We start from the raw sequence: 12550 nt of genomic DNA, 5'->3' as shown, positions 1-12550 counted from the left end.
TCTCCTTCAGCTGAGGACCGGTGGACTCCCCATCCGGCAGCGCTCGACAGGAAGAGGACGGACCGCGACTCGCATGACCACCACCAGCCCCCGTGTTCTGTCCGGCCTGTCTCCGCTCGCCGACCGGACCGCTACTACGGTCACGGGACACCGCGTCGTCCTGGTCACCTTCGCCGGCCGTCGCGATCGGATGGAATTGCTGACCCGCTACGTGACGGAGGCGATGCGGCGCAAGCTGATCGACGAGTGGCATGTCTGGAACTTCTCCCGCAACGAAGCCGACGATCGCTGGCTGCGCGAACAGTTCCCGGCGATCGGGCGGTCACCGGACAATCAGGTGTATTTCCCCGCGGGCCGGGTGACTGTTGCGGGCAATGCCCGCTGGCGTTGCCGGGTGCGGGCGGGACACGATGTCCACATCGCCTTCGGACCGCATCGCGGGGACGGCGACGCCCCGGCCTACGAATTCGTGATCGGCGGCTGGTCCAACCAGCGGACTGTGTTGCGCCACATCGACAATCGAGATCTCCTTATCCAGGACCACGACGACCGCGCGATCCAGCGGCCACCCATTGCAGTGGCCGCGACGCCAGGGATCATGTCCGGCAACGCGTTTCGGGACATCGAGCTGTCGATCGACCCGACCGGGGTCGGCCTCTCGGTCGACGGCGCGGAGATCATCCGCAGCCGCACGCCGGTCCCGGCCGGAATGTACGACGTCCAGGTGAAGACCGGGTACGGTTCCGATGGCGAATGGCGGTTTCCGGGCGTCACGGAGTATCTGTACAACACCGATGGTCCGGGGTGGGGGCAGGTCTACGATCTGTATTCCGCCCACGCCCAGTATTACGCCGACTCCGTCTTCCTGAAATGCGATGACGACATCGTCTATCTTCAGCTCGACAAACTCGCCGACTTCCTCCGGTTCCGGATCGATCAGCAGCGCTATTTCCTGGTGACCGCGAACGTCGTCAACAACAACGTGTGCGCCTACTACCAGCAGCAATCAGGCGCGATCCCGGCGAGTCTGATGACGCTGGAGCTCCCGCCCGGCGGGTTCCGCGGCAGCCTGTGGGAAAGCCCTGAGCTCGCCACGCGGCTGCACAACCACTTCCTCGACAACCCGGATGCGTTCGAGCAGAACAGCACCGCCCCCATTTTCTGGAGCGAACGGCTGAGCATCAATTTCGTCGCATGGCTGGGCCGGGATCTGTCGTACATGTCCGCGATATCCGGAGATGGGGACGACGAGCGCATACTCTCGGTCGATATCCCGTCCTACCTGAAGCGACCGAACTGCATCTACCCGGGATTCGTGGCCAGCCATCTGTCCTATTTCTCCCAGGAAGCCGCGATGGATACGGCCGCCCTCATGTCGAGATACCGGCGGCTCGCGGCGGAGCGCGGCCTGCCGCTGCCGGAACGGTCGATGGAGATGTACGGTCGCTGAAAATGGTCTGACTGCTCGGCCGGATGTGTCACAGGCTGCAGCGCGCGCCGCTGGGCGGTGCTCGGAGGTCGAGAAGGTACGCGTCGATCACGCGGTCGACGCACTCGCTGCCGCCCAGGAGGTAGGCGCCGTGCTGCTTGCCGTCGACGGTCAGCAGGCTTGCGCCCAGAGCGTCAGCCATCGCGACGCCGCCCTCGTGTGGCGTCGCAGGATCGCCGGTGACCGACACCACGAGAGTCTCGGGAAGGTCTTCGACATGCGCGAGCCACGGCTCGTCGCCTGTGGGCGGCGCGGGCCACGCCTCGCACTCGCTGTGGTAGTCGCCTGCGGTGAATACGTCGAGGTCGAACATCGGTGCTACTTCGCCTGTTTTGCGGGCCAGCGCGGTGGTTTGCTCGGACGTCGGGCGGGGCCAGTCCATGCAGCGCACGGCGATGTTCGTGTCGAGGTCGAGTGCGTAGTCGCCGTCCGCGGTGCGGCCGTAGAACGCGTCCCGCAGGGCGAGCATCTCGTCGACCCGGCCCGTCGCAAGGGCAGTGAGCGCTGCGATGACGTCGGGCCAGCTCGCCTGCGAGTACAGCCCGCCGGAGATACCGAGGTAGACGTCCCAGACGCTCACCTCTCTGCCGTCGACGGTCGGTGGCGTCTCTACGAGCGGTTGGACGATCTCGTGGAGGCGATCGTTCGCTGCTGCGGGATCGGTGCCGAGTATGCAGTCGGGGGTTTCGGCGCAGAACGCGGCGAGGTCGTCGAACCGCGCCTGCAGGCCGGCGAACTGAGAGAGGCGGAACTCCGGTGCCGTCAGGTCGGGCGCGATGGCCCCGTCGAGCACGATCGCGCGGACCTTCTCGGGGTAGTTCGCGGCATACATGGCGCCTATCTGGGAGCCGTAGCTGTAACCGAGGTAGGTCAGCTGGTCGTCGCCGAGCACCGCTCGCATGATGTCCATGTCCCGCACGACGTTCGACGACCCGGCATTCACCAGGTTTGCGACCCCGCCGGAGCCCTCGGCGCAACGATCTGCGAGCTCGGACGCCTGTTCGGCGCTGGTGATGTCGTACACGACGCCGAAGCGTGGCGCCGCGCCCACGTCGTACTCATCGTCGGTGTAGCAGTCGAGGGCCGGGGTGGACGACCCGATCCCCCGAGGATCGAAGCCGACGATGTCGAAGCGCTCGGCGACGGGGCCGGCCTGCCACTGAGCCACGGTCAACGCGACGAAGCTGGTGCCGGAGCCTCCGGGACCGCCCGGGTCGACCAGCAGCGAGCCCTCGGCCGCACCCGTGGCGGGCAAGCGCAGGAGCGCGACGTGCGCCCTCTCGCCCTCCAGTTCGTCGTAGTCGAGCGGCACCTGCACCGACGCGCACTCGAGCGCCGGGTTCGCGAACAGCTCGGCGTCCGCTGTGTTCGTCGCGGTGTCCTCGCACGCGCCCCAGTCGAGTTCTTGGGCGAGGTAGGAGCCGAGGCCTGCATCCGCCCTGGAGTCCGGTGGGGAGGATGCGGATGTGCAGCCGGTGAGTAAGAGCAGTGCCGACGTGGCGGCGAGCACGGTCTTGGACCGTCGAGATCGATTCAAGGGATGTGATCGCATGCGCACTTCCTTGGTTGAGCCGCAGTTGTGTACGCGACGCGGCGGGGTGTGACGGGGCGTTGGTGGCTGAGTGCGCTGAGACGCTCGATGACCGAGGAAGGTTGTCCGGCTGGAAGCGGTGGCGTCAGCTCTCGATCCCATCCGTCTCGGCATCCAGGAGGCGGTGCTCGGGCGTCCCTGGCGCGGGATCGAGACGTCGTTGGCTGCCGTTCGCGCTGATCAGGTGAATCCGCTGCATGCCGTACCGGCTCGCGGCGACCTCGATGCTGTCTGATCCGAGCGGGAACCGGACCGGCATGTCGGCGGTCTGCACGTGGCGGTCGCCCCGATAGAGCGACGCCCGGCCCGCCAGGTGATCGACATCGACCGTCGCCGTCGACGCATCCGGAAGGTCGACTGCAAATCGTGTGCGCTCGAGCGACAGGGGTGGGCGGAACGGTGGCAACGGTGAACCAGGTTCTGGAGCGGGCGACCACGCACCCGTCTCGCCGTCGAGGTCTTCGAGGCCGTGAAGGTCCTCGCCCGAGCCGAGCCAGGGGTGATACCAGCCCTTCATGTCTCGCCCTGTGCAGAGCAGTAACGGGAGGGAGGACCGTCGCCAAGCGTTTCTAGCATGTTCATGCTAGAGAATTTAGCATGCTGATGCTAGAGACCGCTATCATGAGTTCATGCCCAAACGAGTCGACCCGGATATCCGCCGGGAGCAGATCGCCGACGCCGTGATCGATGAAATCGTCGAGCATGGGCTGCGTTCGGTGACCCTCGCCCGGATCGCCGCTCGCACCGGCTTGACCATCGGGAGCATCCGCCACTACTTCGGCGACACGATCGGCGAGGTCATGCGCTTCACGCTGAGCGTGCTCATGCAGCGCGCCGCGCGGCGCGCGACGACGATGTCCGACGACCCGGTGGCGCGGATCGTCGACGTCATCGTCTTTGCCGCGCCGACCAGCCATCCGGAGCGCCGCGAGAACATCGCCCTCATCGAGTACCGCGTCATGGCGCGCACAGACCCGGAGCTTGCGGCCGACATCGCCGCGATAGCTCTCGAGGGCGCAGGAGTGATCCACTCGCTGCTGCGCGACGCGCTGGCCGACCGCATGATCGATGAGGAGGCGCTGCGCCGCGAAGCGCTACTGCTGCTCACTCTGGTTGAAGGCTTCTCGTGCAGTGCGGCGTTGTTCTCAGCCCCACTGCACGAGACGGACGTCCGTGCCGTCGCGGCGGCGACCATGCACCGACTGCGCAACGCCTATCCACCCGTCGAAGAAACCGCCGAGGATGCGGTCACGTCGCCCGCTCGGGCGAGGCAGCGCTGACCGTCGGCGCCCGCGCGACCAGAGGGTGCCTCGGCCGGTAATCCGCTCATAAAATTCACTGGCGTGCGCCGATAGCCTGGTCGACATGGCACGGGATGAGCGCGGCGTGACCGCCCAGAGCGCGGATTTCTCCACCTGGTACAACGAGCTGGTCATCAAGGCCGGCCTCGTCGATCGTGGGCCCGCCAAGGGCACCATGGTGATTCGACCGTACGGGTACCGGATCTGGGAGTTGCTCCAGGCCGAGCTGGACCGCCGGATCAAGGAGACCGGGCACGAGAACGCCTACTTCCCGCTGCTGATCCCGCAGAGCTACCTCGAACGCGAAGCCGACCACGTCGAGGGCTTCGCCCCGGAGCTGGCCGTTGTCACCCACGCCGGCGGCAAGGAGCTCGAGGAACCGCTGGTGGTGCGGCCGACATCCGAGACGATCATCGGCGAGATGATGGCGAAGTGGATCTCCTCGCACCGAGACCTGCCGATGCTGCTCAACCAGTGGGCCAATGTCGTCCGCTGGGAGATGCGCCCCCGAATGTTCCTGCGCACCACCGAGTTCCTGTGGCAGGAGGGTCACACCGCACACGCCGACGAGCCGGAAGCTCGGGCGGAAATGGAACTGGCGCTGGACATTTACACCACGGCCGCGCGGGAGTTCGCGGCCATGCCGGTCGTGCCGGGTCAGAAGACGCCGGGTGAGCGGTTCGCCGGGGCGGTCGAGACGCTCACCATCGAGTCGATGATGCGCGACGGTAAAGCCTTGCAGGCAGGCACCTCCCACTATCTGGGCACCAACTTCGCGCAGGCCTTCGACATCCGCTACGCCGCCGCCGACGGACGAGAAACGCTGTGCCACACCACCTCCTGGGGCATGACCACCCGGATGATCGGCGCCATCGTGCTGACCCATGGTGACGACCGCGGTCTCGTCCTGCCGCCGAGACTGGCGCCGCACCAGGTCGTGATCGTGCCGATCATGCGTGGCGACAGCGCCGCCGCGGTACTGGCCGCCGCCGAGCAACTCGCACAGAACTTGCGCGCCAAGGGGATTCGCGTGCACGTCGACGGTCGCGATCAAACACCCGGCTGGAAGTTCAACGAGTGGGAGATGCGCGGCGTCCCCCTCCGCGTCGAACTCGGTCCCCGCGACCTCGCCGCGGGGACCGCCGTACTCGTACGCCGCTTGGGTGACGACGGGAAGCAAATCGCGGACCTGGCAACCCTGCCCACCACCATCCCGGCCATCCTCGATGACTTCCAGACCTACCTGCTCGCCCGTGCCACCAGCTTCCGCGACGAGCACACGCACGAGGTCGACGACTGGACGTCGTTCGAAGCAGCCGTCGCCACCGGCTGGGCCCTCGCGCTGCACTGCGGAAGCCCCACCTGCGTGGACGAGATCAAAGCCTGCACCGCGGCAACGCCCCGCTGCATCCCGCTGACCGACACTCCGGACTCAGGCCCCTGCGTCCACTGCTCCTCCCCCTCCGCCTACGGCAAGCGCGTAATCTTCTCGCGCGCTTACTGATTCGACCGGGCCGCCTCGAGGTCGTTATGCGGTCGCCCGGTACCCGAGCATGTCGAGTAGCCCGTCGAGTTGATGTTCGAAGAGTTCGTCGCGATCATCGAAGGTGTCGGTGCCGTACATGTCGAACACGTCGGCGCTGATGGTCCCGAAGAGGCTCGCCCAGAAGGTGATGCCGCGGGCAAGCAGCCAATCGGGGAGGTCGAGGCGGAATTCGTCGCGGATCTGGGCGAAATTCGCTGCGAGAGGTGCAGATACGCGCGGCTCGGCGGCGGGCGAGTGGAGTAGGTCCGCCTGATAGGCGCGGGCGAATAGAGTTTGCAGGGTGGTGATCACCCGGGTCCCGGGGGCCATGGTTTGGTCGGCCGGGGCCTGATAGCCGGGCACCGGGGTGCCGAAAAGCAGGCCGTAGCGGGCGGATTCGGCGTGCGCCCAACCACGGACGGTGCGGGCGAGCACGCGTAGCTGCTCGATCGGGTCGTCGGGCGCGGCGGCGAGGGCGGCGTCGACGGTGTCCCCGAGGGCGTTGTAGCCGTCCACCACGAGCAGGGTGAGTAGCTCGTCGCGGCTGCTGACGTAGCGGTAGACGGCGGAGGAGACGACCCCGAGATCGCGAGCTACCGCGCGCAGCGAGAGGGCGGCGGCCCCGTCCGTGGCCAGGTGTTCGCGGCCGATGCGGACTATGTCGTTCATGGTTTGCGCCCTGGCGCGGGCCCGCGGGGTCGTTGGCATGTCTCCACGGTGCAATATCCAGAGAGCATTGTCAACAACAGTGAGCAGTGCTCTTGACAGTTGGCGAGCACTGCCGCATGCTCGTTCTCATCAGAGAGCACTGCTCTCGATGAGCAACCGGGCCACTCGTGCCCCGCGGAAGGGATTCACCAATGTCTGACCTGCACATCGTCACCGGCGCCGGACCGGTCGGCACCACCATCGCCGAGCAGCTCGCCGCCGCAGGCCACCAGGTGCGGGTACTCACCCGCTCCGGCCGCGGTCCCCGGCATCCGTCGATCGAACTGCGGCGCGTGGATGTCGCTGCGCCGGAATACCTTTCGGGCCAGTTCGACGGCGCCGTCGCGGTCTATCACTGCATCCACGGCTCGAAGTACTCCGCGAAGGTCTGGCGCGCCGAACTGCCCGGCGCCGAGCAGGTGGTCATGGACGAGGCCGGAAAGTCCGGCGCGGTGGTGGTTTTCCCGGAGAGCTTGTACTCGTACCAGCCGACCGAGGGGCCGATCACCGAAACATCGCCCCGCACAGTACGTTCCGGTAAGGGTGCGGTGCGTGAGGAACTGCTGCGCGCCCGCGCCGCACACCCCACCGCGACGGTCAGTGTCGTCTCCGCGGACTTCCTCGGCCCTTATGTCCACGCCTCGATGGCCGGTGATCAAATGGTCGCGCCGATTCTGGCGGGCAAGCGGGTCAGCGCCTTCGGCAAGATCGACCTCCCCCACTCGTTCACCTACATCCCCGACCTGGCCGCCGCCATGATCCGCGCGGCAGCCGACAAGTCGGTGCACGACACCGTCGTGCACGCACCCACCGCACCGGCGATCACCCAGCGTCAGCTCATCGACGCCATCGCCGACGCCGCTGGCGTACCGCGGCCGAAGATCTCCGTCATCCCGGTGTGGATGATGAAAGTGCTGGGCGTGGCCAGCCCGCTGATGCGCGAACTCGCCGAACTCGGCCACCAACTGGAGCGCCCGTTCGTCCTCGACTCCAGCGACAGCGAGCACAAGCTCGGCCTGCGCCCCACGCCCCTCGACGAGGCCGTGGCCACTACCGTCGCCTGGTGGAAATCGCAGGCGTGACGCCCGGCAGGCGGGTGGCAGCGGACCGAAGTCACGTCACCCGCCCTGGTGCTGCGCACAACCTACCCGGTAGTAGTGTTACCCGAGTCACTGGCGACCCGATCGAGGAGCTTCCTATGGACCAGCGAGCAACAGATTTCGACGTTCTCATTGTCGGTTCTGGGTTCGGTGGCAGCGTCACGGCGCTGCGGTTGGTCGAGAAGGGCTACAAGGTCGGCGTCATCGAGGCCGGCCAGCGGTTCGCCGACGACGAACTACCGAAGACCAGCTGGGAGCTGAAGAAGTTTCTCTGGGCGCCGAAGCTCGGCTGCTACGGCATCCAGCGCATACATCTGCTGCGCGATGTCCTCATCCTCGGCGGCGCCGGGGTCGGCGGCGGATCGCTGAACTACGCCAACACCCTGTACGTGCCGCCGGAGCCGTTCTTCCGGGACGCGCAGTGGCGTGACATCACCGACTGGCGCGACGAGCTCGCCCCGTATTACGAGCGCGCGCAGAAGATGCTCGGCGTGGTGCGCAACCCGCACATGACGCCGGCCGACGAAGTGTTCAAGCAGGTCGCCGACGATCTCGGGGTCGGTGACACCTTCGTGCAGACCCCCGTCGGTGTGTTCTTCGGCGAACCCGGAAAGACCGTGGCCGACCCGTACTTCGGTGGCGTCGGCCCCGAACGCACCGGCTGCATCGAATGCGGTGACTGCATGGTCGGCTGCAAGTACGGCGCCAAGAACACGCTCGTGAAGAACTACCTCTACCTCGCGGAAAAGGCCGGGGCGCAGGTCATTCCGATGACCACGGTGACCGATCTGCGGCCGCATCCGGACGGCACCTGGGACGTGTCCACCGCGCGCACCGGCGCATGGGTGCGCAAACACCCTAAGACCTACACCGCCGCGAACGTCGTGCTCGCGGCCGGTACCCGCGGCACCCAGAAACTGCTGTTCGCCATGCGGGACAAGGGTGCACTGCCGGAGTTGTCGGATCGACTCGGCCAGCTCACCCGCACCAACTCCGAATCGATCGTGGGCGCGGCGACCAAGAAGGTCACGCCCGGAGTCGATTTCACCAAGGGTGTCGCGATCACCTCGTCCATCCACCCCACCCCCGACACGCATATCGAGCCGGTCCGCTACGGCAAGGGCTCCAATGCCATGGGCCTGCTGCAAACTTTGATGGTGGACGGCGGCGGCCGCATCCCCCGCTGGTTGCGCTTCCTCGGCGTCGTGCTGCGCCACCCGATGGACCTGCTCGGCTTCCTCAGCACCAAGGACTGGAGCGAGCGCACCATCATCTCGCTGGTCATGCAGCACCTGGACAATTCGATCACCACCTACACCAAGCGCGGACTCTTCGGCCGCAAGCTCACCAGCAAACAAGGCCACGGCGAACCGAACCCGACCTGGATCCCGATGGGCAACGACGTCACCCGCCGGGTGGCCGCCAAGATCGGCGGCATCGCAGGCGGCAGCTGGGGCGAGATCTTCAACATCCCCCTCACCGCCCACTTCCTCGGCGGCGCGGTCATCGGCGCCGACCCCGAACACGGCGTAATCGACGGCTACCACCGGGTTTTCGGCTACCCGACCCTCAGCGTCGTCGACGGCGCCGCCGTCTCCGCCAACCTCGGCGTCAACCCCTCCCTCACCATCACCGCCCAAGCCGAACGCGCCGCCGCCTACTGGCCGAACAAGGGCGAGGTGGACACCCGTCCCCCACTCGGGGCGACCTACCAGCGCATCGCCCCGATCGCCCCCGCCAAGCCAATGGTCCCCGCCAACGCCCCAGCCGCCCTTGTTCTTCCGATCGTGCAGATCCGGGAGACGCCAGCGGCAGGCTGATCTCGGCTCCTACTGATCCGGGATCGACCGCGTCTCATCCCACGACCACTTCCGATTCACCGCCGCCGGGGTGATCGGTGTTGAGCATCTCGACGTCGAGTGGTGTGCATGCGTCGAGTTCGTCGATGAGCTGTCTGGGGCCACTGACGTAGGTTTCGTAGTCGTCGATCTCGGTGCATACGAACCATGCCCGGTCAGCTGGCCACAGCAAATTCGGTGAGCGCATGATCAGGGTCCGAGGGGTGACATGTCCGCCGATGCGGCCAGCATCGTGGACGGGCCCGCGCAGTAGTAGATACCAGCGGTCGAGCAGCTCGAAGCTGGCTTGTTTTCGGACTTCTCGGGACAAGGTTCCGGGATTCAGCGCTTCGATTGCTCCCGACACCCGATTGCTCTGGTTGTGCCACTGCCAGCCTTCCCACACGCCGACGTAGCACTGATCCGGTGTGGTGGTGTGTCGGGCGAGGACGTCGATCAAGGCATCGAGTTGGGGTTGTTCGAGGCTGCCTTGCTCGGGGGCGTCCCAGTTGTCAGAACCGACAAGGTCACCGATCCAGTCCAGCCGGTCGCGGTGGCTCGAGCCGAGCGGCTGCGCCACCGGCGGCCGGGACACCTGAGTGCCGGTAGCGATGTCGGTGGCGGGATGCAGGATCCGCGCGTATGCCGCAAACCCGTTGGCCACTCGCCCTCCGAACCTGAGCGCGGTGCAGAGCCACGCTGCTGCCGCTGAGGCGTCGGTTACCGGCGTGAGGCGAATGTCAGCCATCGATTCGGTGGTCCGTTCTCGGTTGGGGGTTTCGATGCTCCGGCGTCCGTCGTCACCGACTGGAGGTCCAGACGGCGTTCGACCGACTCATCATGGACCTTCCCTGAAACGTCCCGGACCTGCGGCACGAGCGCCTGCATGCGGTGATCGATGCGCGCGACGCGGCGCATCCGTTTCGCGCCGTGGGGCGGAAAGTCGGTGGTCGGGTTCAGCCTGTTGCGGCGGCGGAGTGATACTTCCGGCGGTGTTCTTCCCAGGGTGCGTGCTGCTGTTCGGGCGTCATCGCGAGCAGCTTTCGCAGCTGGGACCATTGGGTTTCGTCGGTGGGGGTGTAGATCTGGACCCAGGCGCCGGAGACGGCGGGGAGGGACATGCTGGTGATGAACATTTCCAGTTCGCCGATGGCGAGGTTGCGGATTTGTTTGATGCGGTTGGCTGGGACGGCGACATCGTTGCGGGCCCAGAGGGCGGCGAAGTCGGTGCTGGCGGTGCACATTTCCTCGATGAACTCTTGCCAGGTGGGGTCGTCGAGGTTCTTCGCGTAGGCGCCGCGCAGGTAGGCGACCATGCGGCGCAGGTCGTCCCAGCTGTGCTTGTAGGTGTTGCAGCACTGCGGGGTGAGGAAGACGCGGCGGGCGACATTGCGCTCGCCGAGCAGGAAGCCGGGGCACAGTGCCGCGTAGGACTCGTTGAACGCCAGCAGGTCGTATTTCGCGCTGAGTACCGCGGCGGGCAGGGGCGTCAGATGGTCGAGGATGGTTTGCATCTCGGCGGGCAGTGCGGTGTTGGCGTGCGGACTCGGTACGGTCGGCACGTCGGCGAGCCGGTAGAGATGGCCGCGCTCGGCGTCGTCGAGGGCTAGCGTCCTGGCTACCGCGTCCAGCACCTGCACGCTGACATTGATCTGACGTCCCTGTTCGAGCCAGGTGTACCAGGTGACGCCGATGCCGGACAGTTGTGCGACCTCCTCGCGGCGCAGGCCGGGTGTGCGGCGGCGCGGACCGGGCGGCAACCCGACGTCGTCCGGGGAGATCTTGGCCCGCCGCGACTTCAGGAAGGTTCCCAGTTCCGCGCGGCGCGCTTTGCGCACCGCCCGTACGTCCAGCACTTCGGTCATCAGATGATCGTGCCGGATTCTGCTAACGGTATCCAGGTGCTGCTGGTACCCGTTTCAGCGTCGAAGCCCGCCGACGCGGCATAGGTGGGCAGCAACTCCTTGGCCTTCCGGCGGAAGGTGTCCATCCCGACGGTCGTCAGTTCGACTGCGCTGCGCGCGATCTCGCTGTCGGTGCGGGCCACGTTGAACAGCTCGAAGACCGGGGGCGTGATGGGCAGGCGATGCAGGTGCCGGAGTCCGTCCAACATGGCCGCGGCGATCTCACGTTCGCTGCCTGCCTGCCTGGCGCACGCTCCGGATGAGCTACGTCGATATCGCCTGGCCGTGGGGTTTGACCGTGCTCGGCGTGCAGGTACTGGCGCTCGGCGAGCTCTCGCTGTTCACCGGTGTGATCGCGTGCTTCTCTCTGGTGGTCGGGGGTCGCATGGGGCTGGCCGCCCTGGCCCTCTGGCGCGCAGGCGAATTCGACAAGGAGCTGCCTCGGTACCGCTTCCAGCGGCTGCGCTGGCGGCGCACGTCACTCGGCAGCGAACGCGTCGACCTGGTCGCGGAGGTACTCGTGCAGGGCTCGGCGAACTGCACGGTGCTCGCGGCGCCCGCCGCGCTGGCTGTTTCCGCCGACAATCCAGCTTTCTCCGCAATCACCGTGGCCGGATTCGCGCTCTGGGCCTGCTCATGGGCGCTGGAATCCACTCCGGACATGCAGAAGCTGCGGTTCGCGGCGGTGGCCACAGCGGGCGTCAAGCGCAGCTGCGATGTCGGCTTGTGGAAGTACAGCCGCCACCCCAACTACTTCTTCCAGTGGATGCAGTGGACCGCTGTTGTGGTCATGTGCCTGCCCGAACTCGTCGACCACTTCGGCCGGACGAACCTGTTCAGCGCGGCATTGTTCACATTCGGGCTGGTCGGCTGCTCCGTATCGATGTACTGGTGCCTGGTCTCCTACACCGGCGCCATCCCCGCCGAGTGCTACAGCGTCCAGAAGCGACCGGACTACCGCGACTACCAAGCGCGCACCAACATGTTCTTCCCCGGACCGGCGCGGACACAGGCGGATACCGCCCGGTAGCGGTAACGATTCAACGACGCGCCGACACCCGAGACCCGGGGGCGTGCCCGAGCTCGAGTTATTC

12 protein-coding genes are annotated in these 12550 nt (G+C 66.7%); 6 read left to right on the top strand and 6 right to left on the bottom strand.

The annotated features are described in order from the left end of the window. Positions 1 to 73 precede the first annotated feature (73 nt). Complete coding sequence (locus tag NN4_RS00215; protein WP_186818180.1) at positions 74 to 1450, top strand: DUF6250 domain-containing protein; 1377 nt, start codon at positions 74 to 76, stop codon at positions 1448 to 1450. A 28-nt stretch (positions 1451 to 1478) separates the two neighbouring features. Here the strand turns inward: NN4_RS00215 and NN4_RS00210 are convergent, their stop codons facing one another. Together NN4_RS00210 and NN4_RS00205 are read right to left on the bottom strand one after the other, a co-directional pair. After that, complete coding sequence (locus NN4_RS00210) at positions 1479 to 3041, bottom strand: alpha/beta hydrolase (protein ID WP_186818179.1); 1563 nt, start codon at positions 3039 to 3041, stop codon at positions 1479 to 1481. 124 nt (positions 3042 to 3165) lie between these two features. Beyond that, positions 3166 to 3597, bottom strand: coding sequence for a hypothetical protein (locus tag NN4_RS00205; protein ID WP_147127897.1), 432 nt, complete (start codon positions 3595 to 3597; stop codon positions 3166 to 3168). A 112-nt stretch (positions 3598 to 3709) separates the two neighbouring features. Here NN4_RS00205 and NN4_RS00200 point away from each other — a divergent pair, with 112 nt between their 5' ends. Together NN4_RS00200 and proS are read left to right on the top strand one after the other, a co-directional pair. Next, positions 3710 to 4360, top strand: coding sequence for a TetR/AcrR family transcriptional regulator (locus tag NN4_RS00200; protein ID WP_147127896.1), 651 nt, complete (start codon positions 3710 to 3712; stop codon positions 4358 to 4360). A gap of 85 nt (positions 4361 to 4445) precedes the next feature. Next, on the top strand, positions 4446 to 5885 hold the full coding sequence (proS, locus tag NN4_RS00195) for a proline--tRNA ligase (protein ID WP_147127895.1): 1440 nt from the start codon (positions 4446 to 4448) through the stop codon (positions 5883 to 5885). A gap of 24 nt (positions 5886 to 5909) precedes the next feature. Here the strand turns inward: proS and NN4_RS00190 are convergent, their stop codons facing one another. Continuing rightward, complete coding sequence (locus NN4_RS00190; protein WP_147127894.1) at positions 5910 to 6614, bottom strand: TetR/AcrR family transcriptional regulator; 705 nt, start codon at positions 6612 to 6614, stop codon at positions 5910 to 5912. Positions 6615 to 6766: 152 nt separating this feature from the next. Between NN4_RS00190 and NN4_RS00185 the strand changes: the two genes are divergently transcribed. Both NN4_RS00185 and NN4_RS00180 read left to right on the top strand, forming a co-directional pair. After that, entirely contained in the window at positions 6767 to 7696 is a 930-nt protein-coding gene (locus NN4_RS00185; protein ID WP_147127893.1) for an NAD-dependent epimerase/dehydratase family protein, read from the top strand. A gap of 116 nt (positions 7697 to 7812) precedes the next feature. Continuing rightward, complete coding sequence (locus NN4_RS00180) at positions 7813 to 9534, top strand: GMC oxidoreductase (RefSeq protein ID WP_147127892.1); 1722 nt, start codon at positions 7813 to 7815, stop codon at positions 9532 to 9534. Between the two features lie 34 nt (positions 9535 to 9568). On the opposite strand, the gene NN4_RS00175 is transcribed toward NN4_RS00180, so the two are convergent. The 3 genes from NN4_RS00175 to NN4_RS00165 form a co-directional block, all read right to left on the bottom strand. Beyond that, positions 9569 to 10216, bottom strand: a complete 648-nt coding sequence (locus NN4_RS00175; RefSeq protein ID WP_147127891.1) for a hypothetical protein — start codon at positions 10214 to 10216, stop codon at positions 9569 to 9571. Positions 10217 to 10508: 292 nt separating this feature from the next. Next, positions 10509 to 11417, bottom strand: coding sequence for a helix-turn-helix transcriptional regulator (locus tag NN4_RS00170; RefSeq protein ID WP_147127890.1), 909 nt, complete (start codon positions 11415 to 11417; stop codon positions 10509 to 10511). Further along, on the bottom strand, positions 11417 to 11665 hold the full coding sequence (locus NN4_RS00165; RefSeq protein WP_147127889.1) for a hypothetical protein: 249 nt from the start codon (positions 11663 to 11665) through the stop codon (positions 11417 to 11419). The genes NN4_RS00170 and NN4_RS00165 overlap by 1 nt, the downstream gene beginning before the upstream one ends. Positions 11666 to 11715: 50 nt before the next feature. Between NN4_RS00165 and NN4_RS00160 the strand changes: the two genes are divergently transcribed. After that, the gene (locus NN4_RS00160) at positions 11716 to 12486 is read left to right on the top strand and encodes a DUF1295 domain-containing protein (RefSeq protein ID WP_147127888.1); all 771 of its coding nucleotides are present in this window, start codon (positions 11716 to 11718) and stop codon (positions 12484 to 12486) included. The last annotated feature ends 64 nt before the right edge of the window (positions 12487 to 12550 follow it).

Source organism: Nocardia ninae NBRC 108245, assembly GCF_007990755.1.
GTDB classification, from domain to species: Bacteria; Actinomycetota; Actinomycetes; order Mycobacteriales; family Mycobacteriaceae; genus Nocardia; species Nocardia ninae.
This window is presented reverse-complemented; position numbering and strand designations above follow the sequence as displayed.

Excerpts from the sequence above, each read along its gene's own strand:
- NN4_RS00170 (WP_147127890.1), bottom strand. The coding sequence starts at position 11,417 with ATGACCGAAGTGCTGGACGTACGGGCGGTGCGCAAAGCGCGCCGCGCG.
- proS (WP_147127895.1), top strand. The coding sequence starts at position 4,446 with ATGGCACGGGATGAGCGCGGCGTGACCGCCCAGAGCGCGGATTTCTCC.
- NN4_RS00160 (WP_147127888.1), top strand. The coding sequence starts at position 11,716 with ATGAGCTACGTCGATATCGCCTGGCCGTGGGGTTTGACCGTGCTCGGC.
- NN4_RS00215 (WP_186818180.1), top strand. The coding sequence starts at position 74 with ATGACCACCACCAGCCCCCGTGTTCTGTCCGGCCTGTCTCCGCTCGCC.
- NN4_RS00190 (WP_147127894.1), bottom strand. The coding sequence starts at position 6,614 with ATGCCAACGACCCCGCGGGCCCGCGCCAGGGCGCAAACCATGAACGAC.
- NN4_RS00185 (WP_147127893.1), top strand. The coding sequence starts at position 6,767 with ATGTCTGACCTGCACATCGTCACCGGCGCCGGACCGGTCGGCACCACC.
- NN4_RS00165 (WP_147127889.1), bottom strand. The coding sequence starts at position 11,665 with ATGTTGGACGGACTCCGGCACCTGCATCGCCTGCCCATCACGCCCCCG.
- NN4_RS00205 (WP_147127897.1), bottom strand. The coding sequence starts at position 3,597 with ATGAAGGGCTGGTATCACCCCTGGCTCGGCTCGGGCGAGGACCTTCAC.
- NN4_RS00210 (WP_186818179.1), bottom strand. The coding sequence starts at position 3,041 with ATGCGATCACATCCCTTGAATCGATCTCGACGGTCCAAGACCGTGCTC.
- NN4_RS00200 (WP_147127896.1), top strand. The coding sequence starts at position 3,710 with ATGCCCAAACGAGTCGACCCGGATATCCGCCGGGAGCAGATCGCCGAC.
- NN4_RS00180 (WP_147127892.1), top strand. The coding sequence starts at position 7,813 with ATGGACCAGCGAGCAACAGATTTCGACGTTCTCATTGTCGGTTCTGGG.